A 21,842-nucleotide genomic window follows, 5' to 3' on the forward strand; every position below is an offset into this window, starting at 1 on the left:
AATGGCAGCATCCGAGCAGAACAACCGCCGCGCCGAAAAGGCCGAGATTGCCCGCAACATCACGACGGAAGAGACGGTCGCATTCATGACCGCTCTGGTCGCCTTCCTGAAGGAGGCCGAGGCCGCCGGACATCATGGCAGCAGCGATGCTCAACCGAGACCGGTGGATCTGCCGTCCGCCCCCGCGCACCTTGGCGATCCGACGCCGGCTGAGACGACGCCGGGCGACCGCCAACCGATCTCTGGCGATCAGCATGACGCGAGCGCACCTCCGACGGACGAAACGTCAACAGCGCTTCATGCCGACGTCGCGGCTGCCGCCGTGTCGCATGCCGATGGGGGCGTCGATGTCGCCGCCACCCGGGTCGTCCCGGTCAGCGCGACGGCTCCCGCCGACAGTCACGCCGCGACTCCCATTGCTCCCGTCGCGTCCGATCATCCTGGAGGAATCAGCACCAGCTCCACTCACGCCGAAGTCGCGACCTCCGTCTCCATCGATCCGGCGTCGTCCCTGCACGAGCTCGGCAGCACAATCACGAACCTTGTCGACACCTCGCTGGCGGCGGTGTCGCACACGCTGGACAGTCTGAGCACGACAGTGACCCAGTTGACGTCGGCCGTAACCGGAACGATTGGCCAGCTCACCGACAGTGTCACTGGCCTCGTCGGCGGCTTGCTGCATTCCGTCGGTGGCGACACACATGACGCGTCCACCCCCGACCTGTTCAACGCGCTGGTCACGGATATCGTGAGCACGCCGCCGGCCTCGCATCATGACGGCGCCGCGACGCACCATGCCGATATCAGCGGACTCGATACCGCCGGCGCGGTGCCGATGGCGGCGCTGCCACCGCTGACGATGCATCTCGGCTTTCTCGGGCAGCCGAGCGACAGCCATGATCTTCATGACGGCGCGTTCTCGGCGCTCGGCGTGCATCATTTCTAGGGGCATTCCAAATCGACGCCGAAGGCAGTTTGCGTTGACAGCGGGGCATATCTGACTAAAGTCAGACATTATGCTCGACCCCGTCTCCCGCGTCCGCCGCTTCAACCGCGCCGTCACCTCTGCCGTCGGTGCGCTCGATACCTCGTTCCTGGGGCGTGGCCGGCCGCTCGGGGCGGCGCGGGTGCTCAACGCGATCGGGCACGGACGCTCGGACGTGGCGGAGATCCGCGACTATCTCGGCCTCGACTCCGGGCTGATGAGCCGGCTGCTCCGCAGCCTCGAGGACGAAGGGCTGATCGAGACCAACGCGCGTGAGGACGATGCGCGCCGGCGGATGGCAAAACTCACGCGCGCGGGCCGGCGCGAGTTCGCGGCCTATGAGGCGCTGTCGAACGCGCAGGCCGACGGCATCCTGGCGCAACACTCGCAAGCCGAGGCGCTGCTGGCGGCGATGGACCTGATCGCCTCCGCGCTGACGCGCGAGCGAGTCACGCTGGACGAGATGGACCCGCAAAGCGCGGAGGCCCGCCATTGCCTCGGCGAGTACTATGCCGAGCTCGGGCGCCGCTTCAAGCAGGGGTTTGATGTCTCGCGCTCGCGCGATCCCGATGCCAAGGACATGCGCCGGCCGCGCGGCACCTTCATCGTTGCGATCTCGGACACGCTGCCGATCGGCTGCGTCGGATTGAAGGGCACCGATCACGGCTATGCCGAGATCAAGCGTCTGTGGGTGGCGCCCGCCGCGCGCGGATTGCGGCTCGGCCGCCGCCTGATGGATGCGACCGAGGATGCTGCGCGCGAGCTCGGCATCACGCTGCTGCGGCTCGATACCAACAGCGCGCTGCCCGAGGCCGGCCAGCTCTACCGCAGCACCGGCTGGCGTGAGATCCCGCGCTTCAATGACGATCCCTACCCCGATCTGTTTTTCGAAAAGCAGCTGTGACGACGCGAGGCGAATTCGCCTCCTGCTGCGTTGTGCTTGCAGCATGGGAGCTTCCCGATGAACAGCGCCGATCTCGCCGAGACCTATCGCAGCTACATCGCCTGCCTGAACCGGCAGGACTGGCCGGCCCTCGGCCGGTTCGTGCATGACGATGTCGTCCACAACGGCCGGCCGCTCGGGCTGTCCGGCTATCGCGCGATGCTGGAGCAGGATTTCCGCGAGATTCCGGATCTGCGCTTCAACATCGCGCTGCTCACCTCAGATCCGCCCACCATCGCCTGCCGGCTGACATTCAACTGCACGCCGGCCGGAAAATTCCTGGGCCTCGACGTGAACGGCAAGCGCGTATCCTTTTGCGAGCACGTCTTCTATGCGTTCCACGATGGACGGATCCGGCAGGTCTGGTCGCTGATCGACAAGGCGGCGATCGAGGCGCAGCTCTGACGCTGCGCCTCGATCTCGAACTTACGCCGGCACCGGTGCCGCCTCGCCTTGCGGCTTTGCGAAGGGGCGGAACGTCATTGCCATCAGGAAGGCGCCGAGGCCCATCGCCCAGGAGGCGATATAGAGCCAGGCATAGCTCGAGAACGCGTCGTAGATCAGGCCGCCGGCGAGCGGGCCGGTCGCCATGCCGAGGCTGCCGGCCATCGCGGAGCCGCCGATCACCGTGCCCATCATCTTGAGCGGAAAGTTCTCGCGAATGAGAACGGCGTAGAGCGGCATGGTGCCGGCATAGATGAAGCCGAAGACGGCGCCGACCGCGTAGAACGTGGCGAGCTGATGCGCGAAGACATAGGCGAGCGCGCCGAACGCCTGGAGCAGGAGGCCCGACACCAGCACGCGCTTGGCGCCGAAGCGGTCGCCGAGCACGCCGAAGGCGATGCGGCCGCCCAGGCCGGCAAAACCCTCGATGCTGTAGATCGTCACCGCCGCGACCAGCGGAATGCCGCAGCTCACCGCATAGCTGACGGTGTGGATGATGGGACCGGAATGAGTGGCGCAGCAGAAGAAGTTGGTGGCGAGCAGGATCAAGAATTGCGGCGAGCGCAGCGCCTCGCCCATTGACAACTCGCCCTGCGCCGCGCCCTCGCCCTTTGGTGCAGCGGCAGCATGCGCCAGAGCCGGCGGACGGCGCACCAGGAACGAGACCGGGATCATGATGGCGCCGACCACCAGCGCGACGATCTGCATGGAGGTGCGCCAATCGTGGCCGGAGACGAGCCAGGCCGCGAACGGTGCCATCGTCATCGGCGCCATGCCCATGCCGGCCGAGACCAGCGACACGGCGAGGCTGCGTTGGGTCTCGAACCAGCCGGTCACGGTCGCCATCATCGGCGCGAAGATCGCCGCGCAGGCCGCCCCGACCAGGAGGCCGAATACGAACTGGAACACGACCAGCGAGGTCGCATGGCTCGCGGCGAACAGGCTCAGTGCCAGCACCGTCGATCCCGTCAGCACCACCGGCCGCGGCCCGAATCTATCCGTCAGCGTGCCCCAGACCATGCTGGTGAAGGCCATGGCCAGAAAGCCGATCGTCATCGCGCTGGAGATGCCGGTCACCGACCAGCCGGTGTCCTTCGCGATCGGCTGCAGGAACACCGGCAACGAAAACATGCCGCCGATCGCGACGCAGCCAAGCAGGCCGCCGGCGGCGACGATCACCCAGCGGTAGGGGGATTGAGTCATTTTGGTCTCCCGTCAGATCTGTCTGGGTGGAAGACGAACGGGAACAGCGCCGGCCGACAGCGCAACGTCATTTTTGCCGCACGCTTTTGTGACCTGCCAATAAAATGTGCGAAAACAACCCCATGCACAGTAGCCGGCCCCTGCCGGATCAATGACTTACGGCCTTGCGACTGCGGTTTGACGCGTCGGGCAAAACACCGACACAATGGCATCATTCGATAGATCCTGATCTCGTCCACGATTTCTGATCGTGACCATCGGTCCGTCCCTCTCCAGACGCGCGCCGCGCGGCCGCGGCACGCGGCTGTGTCCGACCATGCGCCTTGCCATCTGCTCCGTGAATTGCAGGAAATCCATCGATGCCAAAGATCGATCTCGCCACAGTGCCGGCTCGCAAGGGCTCCGGCTATCCCGCGCCCTTCAGCGCCCCATGCGCCGACCGCATCCGGCAGCGGCTCGGCAATGCCGGAGGCCTGTCAGATTTCGGCGTCAACCTGATGCGCCTGCCGCCGGGCGGCTGGTCGAGCCAGCGGCACTGGCATTCGCACGAGGACGAGTTCGTCTACATCCTTGAAGGCGAAGTGACGCTGATCGAGGACGACGGCGAAACCGTGTTGTGCGCAGGCGACTGCGCGGCTTTCCCAAAGGCAAGCGGCAACGGCCATCACATGATCAACAGGTCGAACACGACGGCCGTCTATCTCGAAGTCGGCTCGCGCTCGCAAGCCGACCTCATCACCTGCTCCGACATCGACATGATGAGCCCGGCATCCGACGGCCGTTTCCTGCACAAGGACGGCACGCCGTATCCGGACTAGGTGGATTCATGAGCCCGCGCAGCCTGCCATCCGGGTCGGGAGATGCAACGACATGCTGCCCGTCTCGCGTTGCCTCTCAGCCTACGGATACGCCCGCCTTTGCCCGGCTAATTCCGAGAGCCAGAATGCGATGCAGCAGGTCCGGGTAGTCAAGTCCGTCGTGCCGAGCCGCTGTAGCGAACTCTTGGCTCTTTGCGATCTCGGGATTGGGGTTCGCCTCGATGAAATACGGCGTGCCATCGGCCGTGAGGCGAAAATCGATGCGCGCGTATCCATCGAGCCCAAGCGCTCGGTAGATGCGCTTTGCGGCTCGCTGAATGCGAGCGGTGACTTCGGGTGCGAGGTCCGTCGCCGGTCCGTCGACTATCCCGACACGCTCCTGATAATCGGTATCGTGCTTGGCTTTTTCGGTGGCGATATGCCGTGACCTGCGCCCGCCCATGCTGCCGAACTTTAGCTCCCAAATGGGCAGAACTCGCAGCCGATTATTGCCGAGCACGCCGACATAAAGCTCCCGCCCCTCGATAAACTGCTCGGCGATGGCGGCGGTTTCGCTCCGGTCGTGGATGAACGCGACCCGCTCTGCGAGCTTCTCGTCCGTATCGACGATGGATGCCTGCGAGATGCCGAAGGATCCATCCAGGTTCAGGCTCTTGACGATCAGCGGCAGCGCGAGATGCGCAGGTCGCTTGACCTTGCGGCGCATCGGGAAGACAGCGAAGGCCGGGACCGCGATCCGGCGATGATGCACCAGCGTCTTAGACAGGTCCTTGCCGCGCGCCAGGATCAGGCCACGCGGGTTGCAGCCCGTATACGGGACCTTCATCAGCTCGAGATAGCTCGCGATGTGCTGGTCATAGGCAACGTTATAGTGGAACTCCTCCAGCAACGTGAAGGCCACGTGCGGCTTGAAGCTCTCGATCTCGTCGCGCACCGGCCTGATTTCCTCCTGCGCGCCGAGGGGGCGAACCTCATGGCCGGCCGCGCGCAAGGTGCTCACCACGTCATATTCTGTTTTCCATTCGTTGATCTGTTGCGCGGTGTATCCGTCGGTCGAGTCCGGTGGCATGAAGTCCGGATGCATGAGCACCAGAATGCGAAGTCGTCTCATAGTGCGATCCATTTGCGGCGCGATGGGCCGAACAGCGCGTGCATGGTCTTGGCGGTCACGAGGACGGTGAAGTCGAGGACGAGCTTCTGCTCCGGTCCGACGGCACGCAGATCGAGCTCGCGGCACCGAGAGATCATGTCGTCAAGCACCGCATCAAGCGTGAGCTGGTTCTCGCCCGTCCACCGCGCGACCAATTGCCTGATTTGGGCACGGTGTCGCCTGATCAAGACCGAAGCCGGTTTTCCACGTTTATGCCGTGAGTCGGCGGAAAAGAGCCTGGAGAGGTCGCGGTCGTAGGTCTTCGGCGGCGTGAAGGCGTAGAACGCCTGCTTCTTCTTGTAATGGTCTTCGAGTGTTTCGCTGAGCTGGCGCAGCGGGTCGACACGCTCTCGCGTGGTGATCAGCGGTCGCTTTCCCGCAATCTCGCCCATCAGCTCGTCGACATATTCGAGTTTCTTCAGCGCTGGCCAACCGGCATATCGCGTCCGCCAGTTCGAGCGCGGCCGCAGCCACACTGCAAAAGTTTCGGCGAAGTCTTCGTCGGGATGGCTCTGCGCGTACCAGAGGCGCAGATGCTGGACATAGCGCCGGCTGGCCGGATTGGGCCGGTAGTAGCGCGGGTAGTGTTTCGATGACGGGCCGAACAGCTGCTGCCAGCGCCGGCGGCGCTGCAATTGGTAGCCGTGCTGCATGGCATGGCCCGCCTCGTGACGGAGGATGGCCATGCACTCGCGCCAAGTTCCACCCTCGACATCGAACATCATCTTCTTCTCGAGCTTCATCAAGCGGGGATGGGCGAGATAAAATGGGATGGCAATGCCGGGAACGCCTGCCGGACTAAACCATTCGCTCGAGATCCATGTATGTGGCCGCAGCCGGATGCCCCGCTCTTCGAGCTCTTCGTGGAGAGTGCGGACACAATCCTCGAGCCAAGTGCCTTCGACCGCAACCCTCAGGCTGCTGAGCCGTTGCTTGAGCAACTGATCATCCGACAGCCGTTCCCAATGATATTTCCGGCGTGGCATAGCGGATCTGGAAGTCCTAACAACCCGGTAGTTAGATGATGTCATAGGATGCTGCTGGCAACAACTCGAGCCTTCGCAACGTGCCGTTGTTCAGCAGCCCGCATCGGCTTCGGGTCATCGGCCGCCATTAACGTCCAGGCGGGACGACTTCCGGTTTGGGCTCGGAAGCCCAACGCTTGTGAGTACATGCCCTAGTTGGCGAGGCCCTGCTTCCCGATCCAATCGTTGACCAGCCTGGCGATGTCGTCGGAGTTGCGGTCCATCATCATCATGTGGGTATTGCCCTTGATCCCCATCTTGGGCAGCTCGAACGTATCGACCTTGCCGCCGGCCGCCGCGATCGCCTGCCCCCATTTCGTCGGATTGACCACGAGCTTCGACCACACCGGGACCTTGTCCAGGAAATCGCCCCACACGATCAGATGCGGCACGCCCTTGAGTTTTGCGGCATCGGCTTTGGCGGGATCAGGCGCGCCTGACGGTTCGACGGCGATCAGCGCCTTGACTTTGTCGGGCGCATTGAGCGCGGCAGTAAAGCCGAAATTGCCGCCCTGGCTGTGCACTACGATGATGCAGGGGCACACCTTCTGCACCAGCGCGTCATAGGCTTTTTGCGTGGCAGCGTCGTTCGTGGCCCAGCGTGGAATGCCCTGCTTGGCGAACTGGTCGAACGCCTCGATCGGGAACTGCTCGCCCTCGAACGCCTCGCGCTTGCCGCCGACCTCGTAGCTCGGTCCGATCCGGAACAGCTCCCACGCTTCTTTCTTGGGCCGGAAGAACGGCTCGCTCTTGAAGATTTCAGGATAGCGCGCCCAGGAGGCGCGGCCACGCTCGACCGCATCCGAGACGTAGACGTCATAACCGGCATTGAGGAAGAACTGCTGCCAGCCCGGCTTGCCGTCGGGCTTGGTCTCCCAGGTCACACCGGAGAGGCCGCCGCCGTGCCAGAGCAGCAGCGGCAGCTTCGACTTCGGCTGCGCGAGCTTGACGAACTGGACATACATCTGCTCGACCTCGAACTCGCCGTTCGGATCGACCTTGATCGGCGGCGCGCCGGGCGAGAACACGATCTCCTTCGAGGCAAGCCCGTTCAGCGTCTCGGTGCGACCACCGATGTGGAAGCTGCCGACCTCCTTGACGAGATAGTCGGCCGCGGCCGGCGTTGCTGTTGCGATGGCTGTTGCCAGGGCGATCAGGGTCCTGCGCATGAGGCGCTTCCTCCGTTCTCGATGTTTCTTGTTGGCAGCATTGTTATGCGAAGCGCCGATGCAGGGCAAATTCGGCCGCGCCAACAAAAATTCGAGAATCCCCATGTGCAGTAGCCGCCCCTGCGTTCTCAGTGATTTATCTCGAAGTCGGCTCGCGTTCGCAAGAGGACGGCATCACCTGCTCCGACATCGACATGATGAGCCCAGCATCCGACGGTCGCTTCTGCACAAGGACGGCACGCCGTATCCGGCGTGACGTCAGCAGCGCAGCTTCACATGGCAGCGCTGCGGCGCCACGTGCTGACGGTGAGCCAGACCGCCGAGACCAGGAAGTAGAGCGCGCCGACCGCAGCATAGCCAGCGACGTTCGCGATCGACGGCACTGCAGGCATCGAGGCCTGGAAGATGAAGAAGCCGCCCGCCAGAGCCGACTGGCCACCGCTGAGCACCATGGTCCACTGCGCGCCGAAACGCTTCCAGCGCCGCACGGCCGTGCCGAGCTGAAGCAATCCGGACAGGATCGCCCAGGCCCCGAAGATTCCGAGCACCCAGTTCATGCTCACCTGCAAGGCCAGGATGACCGCGATGGTGGTCGCCAGGCTGACCAGCACGTTGAGGACCTGCGTGCGGTTTTGGGTCACCCCGCCGCTGCAGAGCGCGTCGAGATAATTGGCCGCGGCGTCCCATGCCGGATAGGCGACGAGCAACGTCGCGGTGATCACCGCAGACGACGGCGCGATCGCAAAGGCCGCGATGACCCAGGCGACGGAAAACGCCGCACGCAGGAAATAATAGTGCTTTAGCCATTGTGCATCGTCGGCCGCGTCCAAGACCATCTCACGATCACTCATTGTCTGCTCCTTACCTACTAGTTGGTAGATTTACATGCGAAGCCGAATCACCGCGCCGCCGCGATGCTTTGCAGCCTGTATCGACCTTGTCCGTCAGTGCCTGGTGGAAAGCCGGTCCAGCAGTGGCCGGGTGATGGTCCCGAACATCTTGGGATCGCCATAGGCGCGCGCCGACAGCATCGCGCCGTGAACGGTCGCCATGAATCCTTCCGCCTCGACCCGCGCGGTGCTGGAGAGCTGGAGCCGCCCCTGCCGTTTGCCGCGCTCCATCACCGCTGTCAGCCATGAGGCCAGCGCGCGGAAATGAGCCCGGACCTCGACTGCCACGTCCTCGGGCAGGATCGGAAGCTCGCTGGCCAGGAGCGCACACACGCAGAAGGGCGCCGTCGCGTCCTTGATGCACGTTTCCCAGTACGCAACGTAGCTTTTGAGCTGCTCACCGGGGTCTGGAATGTTGCGTTCGAGTGCAGCCAATCCAGCCTGAGCTTCCTCGCGATAGCGCGACACGAGGGTGCGGACCAGATCGACCTTGCTGGCGAAATGGTGGTGGATGCTCGGCTTGCGGATGCCGACCACTTCAGCCACATCGGCGTAGCTGAAGCCGTTGTAGCCGCCTGCAATGATCAGCGTACGTGCGCAGGCCAGAATGTCGTCGGCCGTGGATGAAGTATTGCTCATGTCAAGCTATCTACCTTCCAGTTGGTAGACAATCAAGAAGGGGCGCTTCAACGATCCGTGAGTGGTAGGAGCCTGCATGACCATCCGCCCGATCATCCGCTATCCCGACCGCCGGCTCGCGAGCCCTGCCCGCCCCGTCACCGTCTTCGACGACGGCTTGCGCGAACTCGCGCAGGACCTGCTCGACACGATGCGCGCTGCGCCCGGCATCGGCATCACCGCGCCACATATCGGCGTGCCCCTGCGGGTCGTGGTGCTCGAGCTCGACTCGAAAGACGGCCCGCAGACCTATGTCAATCCGGAGATCACATGGGCCTCGCCCGAGATGATCCTGCACCGGGAGGGCAGCGTCTCGATGCCTGGAGTCAACGACGAGGTGCAGCGCCACGCCCGCGTGCGGATCGACTATCAGGATGTTGACGGCAATATGCAGTCCGAGGAATCGGATGGCTTGCGCGCGGTGTGCCACCAGCACGAGATCGACCAGCTCGACGGCATGTTCTGGATCCAGCGGCTGTCGCGGCTGAAACGGGAGCGGCTGGTGAAGCGGTTCGAGAAGATATCGCGAGAGTGACCGTGATGTGATGGCGGCTTCCGCCCATCGCCACGTCCTCAAGCCCTCTTCCCGCTCCGCTTGGTCATTGGCGCGTTACGACGCTCGCGTTTGCCGCGCGCGATCTCGGTTGCCAGCGCGTCCAGCTTCGGCTCCCAGAAATTCCTGAACTGGCCGATCCAGGCATCCACCGCGCGAAGCCCGGCAACGTCGACCGAATAGAGGCGTCTTTGCGCCTCCGCCCGAACGCTTGCAAAGCCGCTCTCGCGCAGCACCTTGAGGTGCTGCGAGACCGCCGCCTGCGTGATTCCGAATTCGGCCCCGATCACGTCGACGACCTCGCCGGACGCCATTTCCTGAAGCGCCAGCAGCTCGAGGATGCGACGGCGCACGGGATCGGCAAGGACTTCGAAGACGTGCATCAGCTTCCCGTGCCGGGATGCGCGATGTCGGGCGGCATCTCGCCGCGATAGAACGCAATGGTGCGGTCCGAGCGCTGCTTTGCCGAGGCAGGATCCACCCCGCTTGCGACATGCGCTGCGCGCCAAAGCTCGCCGCTTGTCGTCATGAATTCCTTGCCCTCAGGCGAGCCCATCCATGCCTCGGCCGTCTCGTGATCGACCGATGCCCCGGTCGCAACATATCGCTCAAGTCCCGCAAGAGCGAGATCCCAACCGATACCCACCGCACCCGGACCGAACTGATTCCAATGATCCTCGATGATCGCGGTATGCTCGAGCGTCAAACGCGCCTGACTACGTTCTGCTGCCAGCTTGACATCGATCCAACTCACCGCGCCTGCAAATTCCCACGTCGCGGCGAAATGGGTCGGAGGCGTGCACGCCGTGATGGTGCCGCCCGCATTGCCCCTAAGCTGGTACCTTCCTCCGAGCTGGAGATCGCCCTCGACCGGCAGGAACCAGCGTGGAATGCGCTCGCTGCTGGTCACGGCGTCCCAGAGATCGTCGACGCTCGTGTCGTAAAGACGCGTGAGAGTCACCGCGCTCGCCGGTTTTCCGTCCTTCTCGAAATTGCGCACTGAACGCGTGACAAGCCCCAAGACCCTGGCGACGTCGATCTCCATTGCGTTCCTCCCTATTGCTTTGCGCGACAAGGAATATCGATCCGCACTAATATAAGTCAAGCCTTATATTATCGCGTAGATTGCGGCCTGCCCGCTTCTTGCGATCGGACAGGCCGCCGCCAGCAGATCCTATTTCAGCGGCAGGAAGAGTTCCGCGACCGTCTCATGCTCCGGCACCTCCGGGAAGAAGCTCAGCCGCTGGCAATAGATCGGGAAGTCGCGGGCTTCCTCGCCGCTGGCCGGGAGCCAGTCGCGATAGAGATAGAGCGCGGCGGGCTCCAGATTGTCGGTGTAGCCGACGACGCGCAGCACGGCGCAGCGTCCACCAGGGATCTCGCCGGCTTTGATCTCCTCGCCATTGGCCGCGATCGGCCGGTCGGTGCCGACGCAAAGGTCGATGCTGTAACCGGCGGGCGAGGCAGGCCGGCGCTCGGAGCGCCAGACATTGAAGGTCGGATTCGTCTTGGGGTGCACGCCCGCTGCCTTGCGCCAGGCGATGAAGCGCTGGATGGTGGCAGGAAGCGTCGCCGGGTCGCCCCGGTGCTCCATGATCGCCACCTTGGTGGTGGGCACATCGCGGATCGTCACGTCGTCAGCGGTAAAGGTCGTCTGCATGAGCTTGCTCCTGGCGTTGTCGAGAGGCCCGAAGGCCGCAAGCCACGGCTCCCAGTCGGGAGATTTCCGGAACGACGACGGCGATTGTCCGAACCGTTGCCGAAAGGCGCGGGCGAAGGCATCCGGAGCGTCGTAGCCGGCATCCATCGCGATGTCAGTGACATCAAGGGCGTCGATGTAGGCGAGCTGATGCGAAGCACGCTTCATGCGGGCCAGCTGGACATAGCGATGCACGGATAGCCCGAAGGTCGCCGCGAACTGCCGGTGGAAATGAAATTTCGAGAAGGCCGCAACACCGCTTAGGGTTTCCAGGTCCAGATCGTCGTCGAGATGCCGGTCGATATGGTCCAGCACGCGTCGCATCCGGTCCCGATAGTTTTGCAGCGCCGCCTTCATCGTCCCTCCTCCGTGGCGGCTCCATCTCGTCGCTGACGGCCGAGGCGTGCTCGACCGATCTTGCGGTTTGGCAAAGATCCGTAGCCCGGATGGAGCGCAGCGCAATCCGGGATTCTTGCCACAGAGGCAGCCGCGCGATGCGGCTGGCCAGTCCCGGATTACGCTTTCGCTCCATCCGGGCTACGAGGACCGGCGTCCCGACGCGCCCTACCCGCCCGCCATCAGCGCCTTTGCCAGCGCCATGTAGGCCGGCAGCGTCACGGGATCGTTGGCGGCGTTGCCCGCCATGGGATGCGAGGCGTAGCGCGCGATCACCATCTCGGCCCTGGGATCGATATAAATGCCCTGGCCATAGACGCCGCGCGCCATGTAGGCGCCGTGCGCGTTGTGCGTGACCCACCATTGGTTGCGATAGGAGGCGCCCGGCAGCGTGGTGTAGCCGGCCGGCTTGAATTTTTCGGGATCGCCGCCGCGCGCGATGTCCTCGACCACGGACGAGGGCACGATCTGGCGGCCGTTGAAGCGGCCGTGATTGCGCATGGTCTCGCCGAAGCGGGCGAGATCGCGCAAGCTGGTGGAGAGACCGCCACCGCCACTCTCGGTGCCGATGCGGTCGACGTGATAATGCGCGTCCTCCTCCGCACCCATCGGCTGCCAGATGCGCTCGGAGAGGAGATCGGACAGCGTCATGCCGCTGGTGCGCCTGATGATCCAGGCCAGCACGTCCGTGTTGACGGTCTTGTAGGCAAAGGCCTTGCCGTGCTCGCCCTGCTTCTTCTGTGCGACGAGGAAATCGAAGATCGTGGTAGGGCCTTCATAACCGGGCGGGATCGGCGCCATGCCGTTGGCGCGCCGCAGCCCCCACACATCCGAATTCTTGTCGGTATAGACCTCGGTGTAGGCGAGCCCCGTGGTCATATCCATGACCTCGTGCACGCGCGCGTCCCCAAACGCGCTCGCTTTCAGCTCCGGCACATAATCCGTGACCGGCGCCTGCGGATCGATCCTGCCCTCGCTGACCAGCATGCCCGCGAGCACGCCGGTGAACGATTTCGTCACCGACATCGCGATATGCGGCTTCTGCGGCTTCAATGCGCCAAAGTAGCGCTCATAGATCAGCCTGCCCCGATGCAGCACCGCGATGCCGTCGGTGTACGTCTCCTCCAGCATCTTCGCGAACGTCATGGGCCGCCCGTCCATCGTGGTCGAGGCCACCGCGCCGATGTCATGATCCTCGCGCGGCAGGGGTGATGCGGGCCCCGCCCCGCGCCAGACGTTCACAGTGGGGACGAGCTGGCGGATGTTGCTCCAGGCCCAGCGCAGCTCGGGGAAACTGCGGAATGAGCCGTCCTGGAAGGTGATGGTGCGCTCGGGCGCCGGCGGGAAGCCGCGCATCCAGCCAAAGGATTCGGGGTCAGTTTCGGCAACGGGCGGTTGATTGGGGGCGGCAATGACTGACATGAGGACGGGCTCCGGAAGCAGCGAGCTGGTGTCGTAGCATGGGACCGGGTGGCGGAGATCCTATGTTTGTGCCGAGGTGCTGCGCGGTGATCAGGATGACGGCAACTTGCTGAAGAGATCCCGTTTTGCCGCGCACGATCTCCGTTGCCAGCGCATCCAGTTTCGGCTCCCGATGGCTTCCCACGCTTATGTAAGTCAAATCTTACATCAACAAGAGCCGCATCGCTCAGCTCAACATCGGCGCCAGGTTCGGCTCTGCCTTGGCCATCGCCCGCTGATACGCGGGTCGGGCACCGACACGCTGCAGATAGGCCTGGATGGCGGGATAGCCGGAGATGTCACGGGGACTGAAGCGGCGCATCGTGGTGAGTGGAAACAGCATGAGGATGTCCGCGCCCGTCAGCTCCTCACCGGCAAAATATGGAACGTTCTTCAGGCGAGCCTCGACCATGTCGTACGCAAGGTCGAGCCTCGCGCTCAGCGACCGAGCGAGGGGATCGTCTCCGCCGCCAAGCCTCGCCACGAGCCCATTCGTCATCGCAGCCGGCATCATCGAGCCGTTGGCAAAGTGCCACCAGAACAAAAAGTCCGCGTAGTTTGGCGCGCCCGGACGGAGCGAGAACCGCCCTGCTCCGTGAGTGTGGATCACATATTCGACGATCGCGCCGGATTCGGTCAGTCGCAGGTCGCCGTCATCCAGCACCGGCGCGGTGCCGAACGCGTGGAGGGCCTTGTACGCGCTCGGCGCGAGCCTGGTGGCGGGGTCGCGCTCGTAACGCACGAGCCGATACGGCAGCGCCAGTTCCTCCAGCAGCCAAACGACACGTTCGGACTGGGAGTTGCCGAGGTGATGCACGATCAGCATGATCAATCTTCCAAAACAGTCAGCAGGGGGATATAAGGCTCATGATATTAAATATCAGGGTCCTTATATGTCAAGCCGCAATGGCAAGCAGCCCGGGCTGGCCTTCCTTCTGAAGCGGGCGCAGCACAGTTTTCGCACGCGTGTGGACGACAGGCTCCGGCCTCTGAAGCTAACTGCCCCGCAATTCGCGGTCCTCGCTGCGGTTCATGCCGATGCCGGCATTTCCAATGCGGCACTCGCGCGACTGGCCTTCGTCACGCCCCAGAGCATGCAAGGCATCCTGGCCGGCCTCGAGCGCGCAAGGCTGCTTACGCGCAGCCCGGACCCCCGGCACGGCCGTATTCTACGAAGCACGCTTACTGAGAAGGGGCGGAAACTATTCCAAGAGGCCCGCCTGCGCGTGGACGAGGTCGAGCGCCTGATCTACGACAGCGTCGGAGCGGAGAATGTCGCGCTGTTCGGCGATATGCTCGCCAGGTGCGCAGATGGGCTCGCGCCCAGATAGACGGATGCCGTTCTGATTGCACCGGGCTTGGGAAGCATGGTCGAAGGAAAGCGCGCCTTTCAAGAGGGACACAGATGAGCTTCGAGTTATCGATGCTGACAGCCGCAGTCGTTTGGGGCTTCATCCAGCTTGTCGCCGCGGCGCAAGCCACAAACGCGCAGTACGGCCTTAGATGGGCTGCGAGCCCGCGCGACGCCGAAATGCCGCCTCTCAAGCCCATCCCCGGCCGCATCAACCGGAATTTCCGCAATTATATGGAGACGTTTCCATTCTTTGCCGCTGCGATCCTCACCGCTCACGCAGCAGGTGCTCACAACGAGCTAACCCATTGGGGGGCGATCGCCTATGTCGGCGGGCGCATCGCTTACACCGCGCTTTATATCTCCGGGATACCGCTCATCCGCTCGCTGTTCTGGAACATCGCCGCCTTTGGCATGCTCGCCGTTCTGGCGGCCCCCTTCGTGCCTCACTAAAGCGAGCCAACCGGCCTATCCATTGCCAGCCGGGCAGCTCACTTGGCTGCATTCGGTCGGCATTGCGAACTGCATGAACATGAACGTCGTTGTCGACGATCTGCACGCCACTCATTTCTTTTTGAACTCAAACAATTCAACCAGATTGCCCGACGGATCTTCCAGAAGTCTTGCACGACCAGCTCCCGCCTCGCTGACTCCTCCTCTGAATTTGGCGCCAGCATCGTTCAACCGACCGACGAGGACATCTATGTCTTTCGTGACGATCATGAATCGGTTCCATCCGCCGGGCTCCGGTTTACCGCCGGCAGTTCCCCCACTGCCAGCCCCCGGAGCGCTAAGGTAAAGGGTGAGATCATCGCGAATGAGCGCGGCGAACTTGCCAGGGTTGTGCATGTCAACCTTGAACTCGAGTTTATCGCGATAAAATGCGACCGAACTGTCAATGTCTGTCACAATGTACCGGATGGATGCCATGGTCCGTTCTCCTTTCACCATAGAAAGTGAACTGGCTAATGCGAATGTGGTTGCCTTGACATTGGCAATCGCGGCCAATAGTCGGCCAGCCGACTGATGAGAACACGACCTGGCCTTTTACGGCCTGCGGAACCGCGTCGCTCGATTTCTATCGGCTGCTGTCGCCGGCCTACCCGGCGGCGACGCGCGCATCAATCTGCGCTTGAAGCGCCGTTCGCATACGGCTGAGTGTGCCGTCACCGTTGAGCCGCTGAGCGGCATCGAGGAACTGAGCCGCCCGCTCCGGCGTCTGACTGATTTCCCCGATGATGTATGCATGGAAGATGAGGCGTCTGCGAAAGGGTGACGAGCTCGATTTTCACCACCGGGCGGACCTTTTCTTCAATGCTGGCGTCGGACGCGAGAACTTTTACAACCGGCGGAAAAAGCTGCGCCGCGGCTTGCGCGAAGACGGCATCCGCGAGCTGCGCCTTCGATCCGAAGTAATAGTGCAGGCGTGCACGAGATGTGTGGGAGCCGTTACGATGAGCACACTTAATCGTCAGGGTCACCGCCTGATTCAGGCTGGTGTTGCTCTCTTCCTTTTCACCTCCTTCGAGGGCTTTGCGATCCCGTTTTTCGCCGCACCGCTCCTCGGAAGGTCGGTCCATACGCTGAGCGCCCTGTTGGGCCTCATTCTGCTGACGTTGGGGCTGGTGTGGCCAAGGCTCGTTCTCGGGGCGGCGACATCGCGGATTGCGTTCTGGTTCCTCCTCTACTCAGGTCTCGCCATTGTGGCTGCGTTCCTAATGGCGGCCCTCTGGGGAGCCGGCAACGCCAGCATGCCACTCGCGGCCGCCGCGCGCGGGACTCCTTTGGAGGAGACGTTGATCATGATCGTGGCTTACTCGTCCGCACCCACAGGGATCATCTCTTTCGCCCTCATTCTTTGGGGCCTGCGCATCGTGCCGCCTCAGCAGGGACTATCCTCGGACTCTGCACGATGAAGGCGACCGGATTGGCGAAATCGAGATAACTTCCGGGCTCGATCAGAGCGAGATACATCCCCGAAGTACCGGGGTCTGGAATAACCCGCCGAACGCGAGCAATCGCAAAGTAGCCGCGCGTCTCGGCGACCTTGCTCGGTTCGTAATAGATGATCCAATCGCCGATTCAGGCTTCGACGCGACGCAAATACTGACTAGGAAACTGGTATCGCTCAGCCGGGCTGTCATCGTAGATCGAGTCCGATCGATGGATGAAGACACCAAATCCCATGATTCAGTTCAGCCCGTCGGAAGAGACATCCATCAACTTGTCCGCAATCGCGATGGGCTTCGCCGCGCCCTACCCATCCTACGCGCTGTAACCACCGCAAGTGCTCTCACACCATAGAGAGGGCTTCGCTCAAGATGGTCTGGCGCTTCAATCGGTCCATCATCTTGAACGTCGAGACCGCCAGTACGTTGGACAGGATACCGCCCCTACTCCCACTCAATCGTCCCAGGCGGCTTGCTGGTGACGTCGTACACCACCCTGTTCACGCCCTTCACCTCGTTGATGATGCGCGTGGCGGTCTCGCCCAAAAACTTCATGTCGAACTGATAGAAGTCCGCGGTCATGCCGTCGGTGGAGGTCACGGCGCGGAGGCCCACGACGTAGTCATAGGTGCGGCCGTCGCCCATGACGCCGACGGTCTTGACGGGGAGCAGCACGGCAAAGGCCTGCCAGATCTCATCGTAGAGGCCTGCTTTCCGGATCTGGTCGATGTAGACGGCGTCGGCCTTGCGCAGGATGTCGAGCTTGTCGCGGGTGATCTCGCCGGGGCAACGGATGGCGAGGCCCGGGCCCGGGAACGGGTGGCGGCCGACGAAGATTTCGGGAAGGCCGAGCTCGCGGCCGAGCTTGCGCACCTCGTCCTTGAACAGCTCGCGCAGGGGCTCGACGAGCTTCATGTTCATGCGCTCGGGCAGCCCGCCGACATTGTGGTGCGACTTGATCGTCACCGAGGGGCCGCCGGTGAAGGAGACGCTCTCGATCACGTCGGGATAGAGCGTGCCTTGCGCCAGGAAGTCGGCGCCGCCGATCTTCTTCGCTTCAGCTTCGAACACCTCGATGAAGAGGCGGCCGATGGTCTTGCGCTTCACTTCCGGATCGGTGACGCCTTCGAGCTCGCCCAGGAATTGCTTGGAGGCATCCACGTGCACGAGCGGGATGTTGTAGTGGTGGCGGAACAGGTCGACTACGGTCTTGGCTTCGTCGAGGCGCAGCAGGCCATGATCGACGAAGACGCAGGTGAGCTGGTCGCCGATCGCCTCGTGAATCAGCACGGCCGCGACGGCGGAATCGACGCCGCCGGAAAGGCCGCAGATCACCTTGCGACTGCCGACCTGCTGGCGGATTTTTTGGATCTCCTCCTCGCGGAAGGCGCGCATGGTCCAGTCGCCGGTGAGGCCGGCGATCTTGCGCACGAAATTGCGGATCAGCTTGGCGCCGTCGGGCGTGTGCACCACTTCGGGGTGGAACATCAGGCCGTAATATTTGCGCGTCTCGTCCTGGATGACCGCGAAGGGCGCGTTCGGCGAGGTGCCGGCGACGGAGAAGCCCGGCGGCATCTTGGTGATGCGGTCGCCATGGCTCATCCAAACCTGGTGCTTGCCGCCTGATGACCAGACGCCCTCGAACAGCTGGCTCTTGGCCTTGACCTCGACATCGGCGCGGCCGAATTCGCGGTGATGGCCGCCCTCGACCTCGCCGCCGAGCTGCGCCGCCATGGTCATCTGGCCGTAGCAGATGCCCATCACGGGCACGCCGGAATCGAAGATCGATTGCGGGGCGCGGGGCGAGCCGGCCTCATGCACCGATTCCGGCCCGCCGGAGAGGATCACCGCCTTCGGCTTCATCTCGTCGAAGGCAGCTTCTGCCTTGTTGAACGGGACGATCTCGCAATAGACGCCGTCCTCGCGCACGCGACGCGCGATGAGCTGCGTCACCTGGCTGCCGAAGTCGACGATGAGAATCTTGTCGTGCGCCGAGGCCACCGAGGGCGTCGACGCGGAGCGGTCGTTTTGTGCTGCTGTCATGGCCAGCAGATACGCGACCGCGCGCCGGCCCGCAACCGCGCGGCCGCGCGCCCCACATTCTTCTTTGGGCATGGACAAATGGATATAGGTAAGTAATATTGACCTATTGTGCCCTCCGCTCAAACAAGGGCCGATCAGGGAGAATGCCATGTCACAGCATCACCAGCCATCATCGCTTGCCGCGCTCGGCCGGACCTGGGTCGAAGCCTGGAACGCACGCGACCTCGAACGCGTGCTCAGGCTCTATGACGAGGACGCGGTGATGACCTCGGACCGCATCCCGGTGATGGGGTTCGACGCCAGCGGAACCGTGCGCGGCAAGGACGCGCTTCGCGCCTATTGGGGCAAGGCGCTCGGGCTGCTGCCGGAGCTGCATTTCTCGCTGATCGATGTGTTCGTCAGCCCCGATAGTGTCGTGGTGTTCTACGCGAACGAGCGTGGGAAGAAGATCTGCGAATATCTGCGGGTGAATGCGGCGGGGCTGATCGTGCAGGGGTCGGCGAACCATTTGGTGCAGTGACGCCCCACCCACCGCCGTCATTCCCCGCGAAAGCGGGGAATCCAGTACGCCGCGGCTCATCGGTTTAATCACGACCGCTGGTGGAATACTGGATTGCCCGCCTTCGCGGGCAATGACACCGCGGACGAGGAACGTTCGTGGCCCAGGCTCGCAATGACGGAGACTGGGGCGACAGCGTGCGCTAACAGAAGCCCGGCCGGCTCAGAGACAGGACCTCCCCATGAAACTCCCCGCTTCCCCCTTCACCGTCACCGACTGGAGCCAGGTTGAGCCGACGACGCATCCCGGCGAGACCGGCCAGGCGCAGTGGCGCACGCTCAACATCGGCGATCTCCGGGTGCGGATGGTGGAGTATTCGCCGGGCTATCTCGCCGATCATTGGTGCGATCGCGGTCACGTGCTCTACGTGCTGAAGGGCGAGCTCGACACCGAGCTGCACGACGGGCGCAAATTCAAGCTGACGGCCGGGATGAGCTACCAGGTCTCGGATTTCGGCGACGCCGCGCATCGGTCCTCGACGGCGGTGGGCGCGACACTCTTCATCGTCGACTGAGACGCGCGAGTGCGGTGAACTTGCACCGCAAAATAGCAAACCCGCGCGGTATCCCGAAGCGCGGGTGGTGCCTTGAAGAAGCCCCAAATCCTCGCTATATTGTGATCATCGATACTTGGCCGAACGACTGGGCCGCTTCGCTTCGTTGCTGACGGGCGCGCACGCTTCAGATGAATTCTCCAAACATCAACTCATCAGGACTATGGGCGCAATGCTGCGTACCGGTCTGCGTGCGTATCCTCTCTAACTAAAGGAAATTCCCATGGCTATGGGCACCGTGAAGTGGTTCAACACCCAAAAGGGTTATGGTTTCATCCAGCCGGATGACGGCCAGAAGGACGTGTTCGTGCACATCAGCGCCGTCGAGCGCGCTGGCCTCTCCTCCCTCAACGAGGGCCAGAAGGTCTCGTTCGACATCGTCGCCGATCGTCGCAGCGGCAAGTCCTCGGCTGACAATCTCCGCGTCGGCTAAACGCCAGCGCACCAGCGCTTCTGACCACGGACGTACCGGCAGAAGCGCTACGAATACAGGCCCCGCGACCGGATTCGGTTCGCGGGGCTTTCGTTTTGGGGTGGAACTGTGCCGCGTCAGCCGCGGTGCGGTAGGGTGGACAAAGCGAAGCGTGCCCACCGTTGGCAGCGACAATTGCGGGAAAATGGTGGGCACGGCGCGCGAAGGGCGCGCCTTTGCCCACCCTACGAGAGCTACGCCTTCCGCAGCACCGACACGAAGAAACCGTCCGTTCCGGTCCGCCGCGGTGTCATCAGCCAGCCTTCATCTGACTGCAGCGCGGCCTCGCCAAAAGCCTCCGCCTTGTCCCAGAGCACGCTCGCGGTCTGCCCCGGCGGCACCACCGCAAACTCGGGATGGCGGGCGACGAACGCCCTCACCTGCTCGCCGTTCTCCTCCGACAGCACCGAACAGGTGATGTAGGCGATGCGGCCGCCCGGCTTCACCAGCGGAACCGCGCGCTCCAGCACTTCGGCCTGGTCCCGCAGGCGGATCTCCAGCGCGCCCGGCCGCATGCGCCATTTGGCGTCGGGGTTGCGGCGCCAGGTACCGGTTCCCGTGCAGGGCGCGTCGATCACGACCAGATCAGCCGAGGCGCGGATGTCGGCGAGCGGATCGGCCTCGCCCTTGGGCGTGCGGACATCGGCATTGTGGACGCCGGCGCGCGACAGCCGCTCGTGGATCGGGGCGAGCTGGCGCTTGTCGCGGTCGGTGGCGATCAGCCGGCCCTTGCCCTGCATCAGGGCGGCGAGCGCCAGCGTCTTGCCGCCGGCGCCGGCGCAGAGGTCGATCACCTGCTCGCCGGGTTTTGTCGCGGTGAATTGGGCTGCAAGCTGCGATCCCTCATCCTGCACTTCAATGGCGCCCTTGATGAAATCCTCCTCGGCCTGGATGCCGGGGTTGCGCGCATCGGCCGAAAGCTCGATGCGCAAGCCCGTTGCGGACCAAGGCGTCGGTTTCGCATGAAGATGAGCAAGATTGCGCAGCACCTTGTCGCGATTGGATTTTAGCGTGTTGACGCGCAGGTCGAGCGGCGCCCGGCTCGCCATCGCGGCGGCTTCCGCTGCGCGGTCCTCGCCGAACACTTTTGCCAGATGCGGATCGAGCCATTCCGGGTAGTCGCCGGCAACGGCCGCCGGGGCGTCCTTCAGGGAGCGCTGGCTGAGTGCCGCCTGCTCGGCTTCGGTCAGCGGCGCCGGCGCGAAGCGGCTGCCATCGAACAAAGCGGCCATGGTGGCCGTGTCCATGTCGCGTTCGAGGCGGAGCATGCCAATCAGCCTGGCACGCACGGTGTCTGCATCCATGAGCCAGGCGCTCGAGGCGTAGCGGCGCAGCACGTCCCAGACGAGGCCGGCGATGGCGGCGCGGTCGCCCGAGCCGGCGAAGCGGTGCGCGGTGCCCCACTCCTTCAGCGCCTTGGCCGCGGGCACGCGGTCCCTCTCGATGGTGTCGATCAGTTCGATGGCTGCGGACAGCCGGGCAGCGGGGGTCATTTCAAATC

25 protein-coding genes and 2 pseudogenes are annotated in these 21,842 nt (G+C 63.6%); 12 read left to right on the top strand and 15 right to left on the bottom strand.

What is annotated here, in order from left to right; genetic code table 11:
- The first annotated feature begins 1 nt into the window (after nt 1).
- The 3 genes from ACR9YP_RS27870 to ACR9YP_RS27880 all read left to right on the top strand — a co-directional run bounded on the left by ACR9YP_RS27870 (nt 2) and on the right by ACR9YP_RS27880 (nt 2,333).
- Nucleotides 2-946 carry a hypothetical protein gene (locus ACR9YP_RS27870; protein WP_474217627.1) on the top strand — a complete coding sequence of 315 codons (945 nt, stop codon included), beginning with the start codon at nt 2-4 and terminating at the stop codon, nt 944-946.
- A 70-nt stretch (nt 947-1,016) separates the two neighbouring features.
- Entirely contained in the window at nt 1,017-1,889 is an 873-nt protein-coding gene (locus tag ACR9YP_RS27875) for a bifunctional helix-turn-helix transcriptional regulator/GNAT family N-acetyltransferase (protein WP_091894945.1), read from the top strand.
- A gap of 57 nt (nt 1,890-1,946) precedes the next feature.
- Nucleotides 1,947-2,333, top strand: coding sequence for an ester cyclase (locus tag ACR9YP_RS27880; RefSeq protein WP_438108929.1), 387 nt, complete (start codon nt 1,947-1,949; stop codon nt 2,331-2,333).
- Between the two features lie 21 nt (nt 2,334-2,354).
- Here the strand turns inward: ACR9YP_RS27880 and ACR9YP_RS27885 are convergent, their stop codons facing one another.
- Entirely contained in the window at nt 2,355-3,575 is a 1,221-nt protein-coding gene (locus ACR9YP_RS27885; protein ID WP_438108931.1) for an MFS transporter, read from the bottom strand.
- A gap of 359 nt (nt 3,576-3,934) precedes the next feature.
- Here ACR9YP_RS27885 and ACR9YP_RS27890 point away from each other — a divergent pair, with 359 nt between their 5' ends.
- Nucleotides 3,935-4,393: a cupin domain-containing protein gene (locus ACR9YP_RS27890; RefSeq protein WP_438108933.1), complete on the top strand. Its 459-nt coding sequence runs from the start codon at nt 3,935-3,937 to the stop codon at nt 4,391-4,393.
- Between the two features lie 76 nt (nt 4,394-4,469).
- Here the strand turns inward: ACR9YP_RS27890 and ACR9YP_RS27895 are convergent, their stop codons facing one another.
- From ACR9YP_RS27895 to ACR9YP_RS27905, 3 genes are all read right to left on the bottom strand, one after another.
- Nucleotides 4,470-5,504 carry a D-alanine--D-alanine ligase family protein gene (locus tag ACR9YP_RS27895; protein WP_176945956.1) on the bottom strand — a complete coding sequence of 345 codons (1,035 nt, stop codon included), beginning with the start codon at nt 5,502-5,504 and terminating at the stop codon, nt 4,470-4,472.
- The gene (locus ACR9YP_RS27900) at nt 5,501-6,529 is read right to left on the bottom strand and encodes a putative zinc-binding metallopeptidase (protein WP_438108935.1); all 1,029 of its coding nucleotides are present in this window, start codon (nt 6,527-6,529) and stop codon (nt 5,501-5,503) included. The genes ACR9YP_RS27895 and ACR9YP_RS27900 overlap by 4 nt, the downstream gene beginning before the upstream one ends.
- Before the next feature lie 191 nt (nt 6,530-6,720).
- A complete protein-coding gene (locus ACR9YP_RS27905; protein ID WP_474217628.1) occupies nt 6,721-7,737 on the bottom strand; it encodes an alpha/beta hydrolase in 1,017 nt (338 codons plus the stop codon).
- Nucleotides 7,738-7,871: 134 nt separating this feature from the next.
- Here ACR9YP_RS27905 and ACR9YP_RS27910 point away from each other — a divergent pair.
- A pseudogene (locus tag ACR9YP_RS27910) lies at nt 7,872-7,993 on the top strand (cupin domain-containing protein); the annotation flags it as partial.
- Between the two features lie 16 nt (nt 7,994-8,009).
- Here ACR9YP_RS27910 and ACR9YP_RS27915 read toward each other — a convergent pair.
- On the bottom strand, nt 8,010-8,588 hold the full coding sequence (locus ACR9YP_RS27915) for a DUF308 domain-containing protein (RefSeq protein WP_438108940.1): 579 nt from the start codon (nt 8,586-8,588) through the stop codon (nt 8,010-8,012).
- A gap of 93 nt (nt 8,589-8,681) precedes the next feature.
- Complete coding sequence (locus ACR9YP_RS27920; RefSeq protein WP_438108942.1) at nt 8,682-9,266, bottom strand: TetR/AcrR family transcriptional regulator; 585 nt, start codon at nt 9,264-9,266, stop codon at nt 8,682-8,684.
- Between the two features lie 76 nt (nt 9,267-9,342).
- On the opposite strand from ACR9YP_RS27920, the gene ACR9YP_RS27925 reads away from it, so the two are divergent.
- On the top strand, nt 9,343-9,840 hold the full coding sequence (locus ACR9YP_RS27925) for a peptide deformylase (protein ID WP_438108943.1): 498 nt from the start codon (nt 9,343-9,345) through the stop codon (nt 9,838-9,840).
- Between the two features lie 38 nt (nt 9,841-9,878).
- Here ACR9YP_RS27925 and ACR9YP_RS27930 read toward each other — a convergent pair whose 3' ends face one another.
- The 5 genes from ACR9YP_RS27930 to ACR9YP_RS27950 all read right to left on the bottom strand — a co-directional run bounded on the left by ACR9YP_RS27930 (nt 9,879) and on the right by ACR9YP_RS27950 (nt 14,240).
- A complete protein-coding gene (locus ACR9YP_RS27930) occupies nt 9,879-10,241 on the bottom strand; it encodes an ArsR/SmtB family transcription factor (RefSeq protein ID WP_091894923.1) in 363 nt (120 codons plus the stop codon).
- Nucleotides 10,241-10,903, bottom strand: coding sequence for an SRPBCC family protein (locus tag ACR9YP_RS27935; RefSeq protein WP_438108945.1), 663 nt, complete (start codon nt 10,901-10,903; stop codon nt 10,241-10,243). Before ACR9YP_RS27935 ends, ACR9YP_RS27930 begins: the two co-directional genes overlap by 1 nt.
- Before the next feature lie 129 nt (nt 10,904-11,032).
- The gene (locus tag ACR9YP_RS27940; RefSeq protein ID WP_438108947.1) at nt 11,033-11,914 is read right to left on the bottom strand and encodes an AraC family transcriptional regulator; all 882 of its coding nucleotides are present in this window, start codon (nt 11,912-11,914) and stop codon (nt 11,033-11,035) included.
- A 207-nt stretch (nt 11,915-12,121) separates the two neighbouring features.
- Nucleotides 12,122-13,375 carry a serine hydrolase domain-containing protein gene (locus ACR9YP_RS27945; protein ID WP_474217629.1) on the bottom strand — a complete coding sequence of 418 codons (1,254 nt, stop codon included), beginning with the start codon at nt 13,373-13,375 and terminating at the stop codon, nt 12,122-12,124.
- A 226-nt stretch (nt 13,376-13,601) separates the two neighbouring features.
- Nucleotides 13,602-14,240: a glutathione S-transferase family protein gene (locus ACR9YP_RS27950; protein WP_438108948.1), complete on the bottom strand. Its 639-nt coding sequence runs from the start codon at nt 14,238-14,240 to the stop codon at nt 13,602-13,604.
- On the opposite strand from ACR9YP_RS27950, the gene ACR9YP_RS27955 reads away from it, so the two are divergent.
- A complete protein-coding gene (locus ACR9YP_RS27955; RefSeq protein WP_438108950.1) occupies nt 14,239-14,745 on the top strand; it encodes a MarR family winged helix-turn-helix transcriptional regulator in 507 nt (168 codons plus the stop codon). The two genes, ACR9YP_RS27950 and ACR9YP_RS27955, sit on opposite strands and share 2 nt — an antisense overlap.
- Before the next feature lie 92 nt (nt 14,746-14,837).
- Nucleotides 14,838-15,218 (top strand): MAPEG family protein, encoded by a 381-nt coding sequence (locus ACR9YP_RS27960; RefSeq protein ID WP_474217630.1) that lies wholly within the window; start codon nt 14,838-14,840, stop codon nt 15,216-15,218.
- A gap of 111 nt (nt 15,219-15,329) precedes the next feature.
- Here ACR9YP_RS27960 and ACR9YP_RS27965 read toward each other — a convergent pair whose 3' ends face one another.
- Nucleotides 15,330-15,695, bottom strand: a complete 366-nt coding sequence (locus ACR9YP_RS27965; RefSeq protein WP_438108953.1) for a VOC family protein — start codon at nt 15,693-15,695, stop codon at nt 15,330-15,332.
- A 305-nt stretch (nt 15,696-16,000) separates the two neighbouring features.
- On the opposite strand from ACR9YP_RS27965, the gene ACR9YP_RS27970 reads away from it, so the two are divergent.
- Entirely contained in the window at nt 16,001-16,681 is a 681-nt protein-coding gene (locus ACR9YP_RS27970; protein ID WP_438108955.1) for a hypothetical protein, read from the top strand.
- On the opposite strand, the pseudogene ACR9YP_RS27975 reads toward ACR9YP_RS27970, so the two are convergent.
- Nucleotides 16,680-16,952 (bottom strand): annotated as a pseudogene (locus ACR9YP_RS27975) (HNH endonuclease); the annotation flags it as partial. The gene ACR9YP_RS27970 and the pseudogene ACR9YP_RS27975 overlap by 2 nt on opposite strands.
- 206 nt (nt 16,953-17,158) lie before the next feature.
- Nucleotides 17,159-18,757 (bottom strand): glutamine-hydrolyzing GMP synthase, encoded by a 1,599-nt coding sequence (gene guaA / locus ACR9YP_RS27980; RefSeq protein WP_438108957.1) that lies wholly within the window; start codon nt 18,755-18,757, stop codon nt 17,159-17,161.
- 148 nt (nt 18,758-18,905) lie between these two features.
- Between guaA and ACR9YP_RS27985 the strand changes: the two genes are divergently transcribed.
- From ACR9YP_RS27985 to ACR9YP_RS27995, 3 genes are all read left to right on the top strand, one after another.
- Complete coding sequence (locus ACR9YP_RS27985; protein WP_370986850.1) at nt 18,906-19,277, top strand: nuclear transport factor 2 family protein; 372 nt, start codon at nt 18,906-18,908, stop codon at nt 19,275-19,277.
- 220 nt (nt 19,278-19,497) lie between these two features.
- Nucleotides 19,498-19,830 (top strand): DHCW motif cupin fold protein, encoded by a 333-nt coding sequence (locus tag ACR9YP_RS27990; protein WP_438108959.1) that lies wholly within the window; start codon nt 19,498-19,500, stop codon nt 19,828-19,830.
- 262 nt (nt 19,831-20,092) lie between these two features.
- Complete coding sequence (locus ACR9YP_RS27995) at nt 20,093-20,302, top strand: cold-shock protein (RefSeq protein ID WP_008141931.1); 210 nt, start codon at nt 20,093-20,095, stop codon at nt 20,300-20,302.
- A gap of 233 nt (nt 20,303-20,535) precedes the next feature.
- Here the strand turns inward: ACR9YP_RS27995 and ACR9YP_RS28000 are convergent, their stop codons facing one another.
- Nucleotides 20,536-21,834 carry an RsmB/NOP family class I SAM-dependent RNA methyltransferase gene (locus ACR9YP_RS28000; protein WP_438108962.1) on the bottom strand — a complete coding sequence of 433 codons (1,299 nt, stop codon included), beginning with the start codon at nt 21,832-21,834 and terminating at the stop codon, nt 20,536-20,538.
- Between the last annotated feature and the right edge of the window lie 8 nt (nt 21,835-21,842).

The organism is Bradyrhizobium sp. BR14999 (genome assembly GCF_056106085.1).

Bases quoted from the DNA above. Each gene is read 5' to 3' on its own strand.
- ACR9YP_RS27885 (WP_438108931.1), bottom strand. From the start codon at position 3,575: ATGACTCAATCCCCCTACCGCTGGGTGATCGTCGCCGCCGGCGGCCTG.
- guaA (WP_438108957.1), bottom strand. From the start codon at position 18,757: ATGACAGCAGCACAAAACGACCGCTCCGCGTCGACGCCCTCGGTGGCC.
- ACR9YP_RS27890 (WP_438108933.1), top strand. From the start codon at position 3,935: ATGCCAAAGATCGATCTCGCCACAGTGCCGGCTCGCAAGGGCTCCGGC.
- ACR9YP_RS27960 (WP_474217630.1), top strand. From the start codon at position 14,838: ATGCTGACAGCCGCAGTCGTTTGGGGCTTCATCCAGCTTGTCGCCGCG.
- ACR9YP_RS27950 (WP_438108948.1), bottom strand. From the start codon at position 14,240: ATGCTGATCGTGCATCACCTCGGCAACTCCCAGTCCGAACGTGTCGTT.
- ACR9YP_RS27930 (WP_091894923.1), bottom strand. From the start codon at position 10,241: ATGCACGTCTTCGAAGTCCTTGCCGATCCCGTGCGCCGTCGCATCCTC.
- ACR9YP_RS27875 (WP_091894945.1), top strand. From the start codon at position 1,017: ATGCTCGACCCCGTCTCCCGCGTCCGCCGCTTCAACCGCGCCGTCACC.
- ACR9YP_RS27955 (WP_438108950.1), top strand. From the start codon at position 14,239: ATGATCAATCTTCCAAAACAGTCAGCAGGGGGATATAAGGCTCATGAT.
- ACR9YP_RS28000 (WP_438108962.1), bottom strand. From the start codon at position 21,834: ATGACCCCCGCTGCCCGGCTGTCCGCAGCCATCGAACTGATCGACACC.
- ACR9YP_RS27985 (WP_370986850.1), top strand. From the start codon at position 18,906: ATGTCACAGCATCACCAGCCATCATCGCTTGCCGCGCTCGGCCGGACC.
- ACR9YP_RS27965 (WP_438108953.1), bottom strand. From the start codon at position 15,695: ATGGCATCCATCCGGTACATTGTGACAGACATTGACAGTTCGGTCGCA.
- ACR9YP_RS27925 (WP_438108943.1), top strand. From the start codon at position 9,343: ATGACCATCCGCCCGATCATCCGCTATCCCGACCGCCGGCTCGCGAGC.
- ACR9YP_RS27945 (WP_474217629.1), bottom strand. From the start codon at position 13,375: ATGTCAGTCATTGCCGCCCCCAATCAACCGCCCGTTGCCGAAACTGAC.
- ACR9YP_RS27870 (WP_474217627.1), top strand. From the start codon at position 2: ATGGCAGCATCCGAGCAGAACAACCGCCGCGCCGAAAAGGCCGAGATT.
- ACR9YP_RS27880 (WP_438108929.1), top strand. From the start codon at position 1,947: ATGAACAGCGCCGATCTCGCCGAGACCTATCGCAGCTACATCGCCTGC.
- ACR9YP_RS27915 (WP_438108940.1), bottom strand. From the start codon at position 8,588: ATGAGTGATCGTGAGATGGTCTTGGACGCGGCCGACGATGCACAATGG.
- ACR9YP_RS27940 (WP_438108947.1), bottom strand. From the start codon at position 11,914: ATGAAGGCGGCGCTGCAAAACTATCGGGACCGGATGCGACGCGTGCTG.
- ACR9YP_RS27970 (WP_438108955.1), top strand. From the start codon at position 16,001: ATGATGTATGCATGGAAGATGAGGCGTCTGCGAAAGGGTGACGAGCTC.
- ACR9YP_RS27935 (WP_438108945.1), bottom strand. From the start codon at position 10,903: ATGGAGATCGACGTCGCCAGGGTCTTGGGGCTTGTCACGCGTTCAGTG.
- ACR9YP_RS27990 (WP_438108959.1), top strand. From the start codon at position 19,498: ATGAAACTCCCCGCTTCCCCCTTCACCGTCACCGACTGGAGCCAGGTT.
- ACR9YP_RS27900 (WP_438108935.1), bottom strand. From the start codon at position 6,529: ATGCCACGCCGGAAATATCATTGGGAACGGCTGTCGGATGATCAGTTG.
- ACR9YP_RS27920 (WP_438108942.1), bottom strand. From the start codon at position 9,266: ATGAGCAATACTTCATCCACGGCCGACGACATTCTGGCCTGCGCACGT.
- ACR9YP_RS27905 (WP_474217628.1), bottom strand. From the start codon at position 7,737: ATGCGCAGGACCCTGATCGCCCTGGCAACAGCCATCGCAACAGCAACG.
- ACR9YP_RS27995 (WP_008141931.1), top strand. From the start codon at position 20,093: ATGGCTATGGGCACCGTGAAGTGGTTCAACACCCAAAAGGGTTATGGT.
- ACR9YP_RS27895 (WP_176945956.1), bottom strand. From the start codon at position 5,504: ATGAGACGACTTCGCATTCTGGTGCTCATGCATCCGGACTTCATGCCA.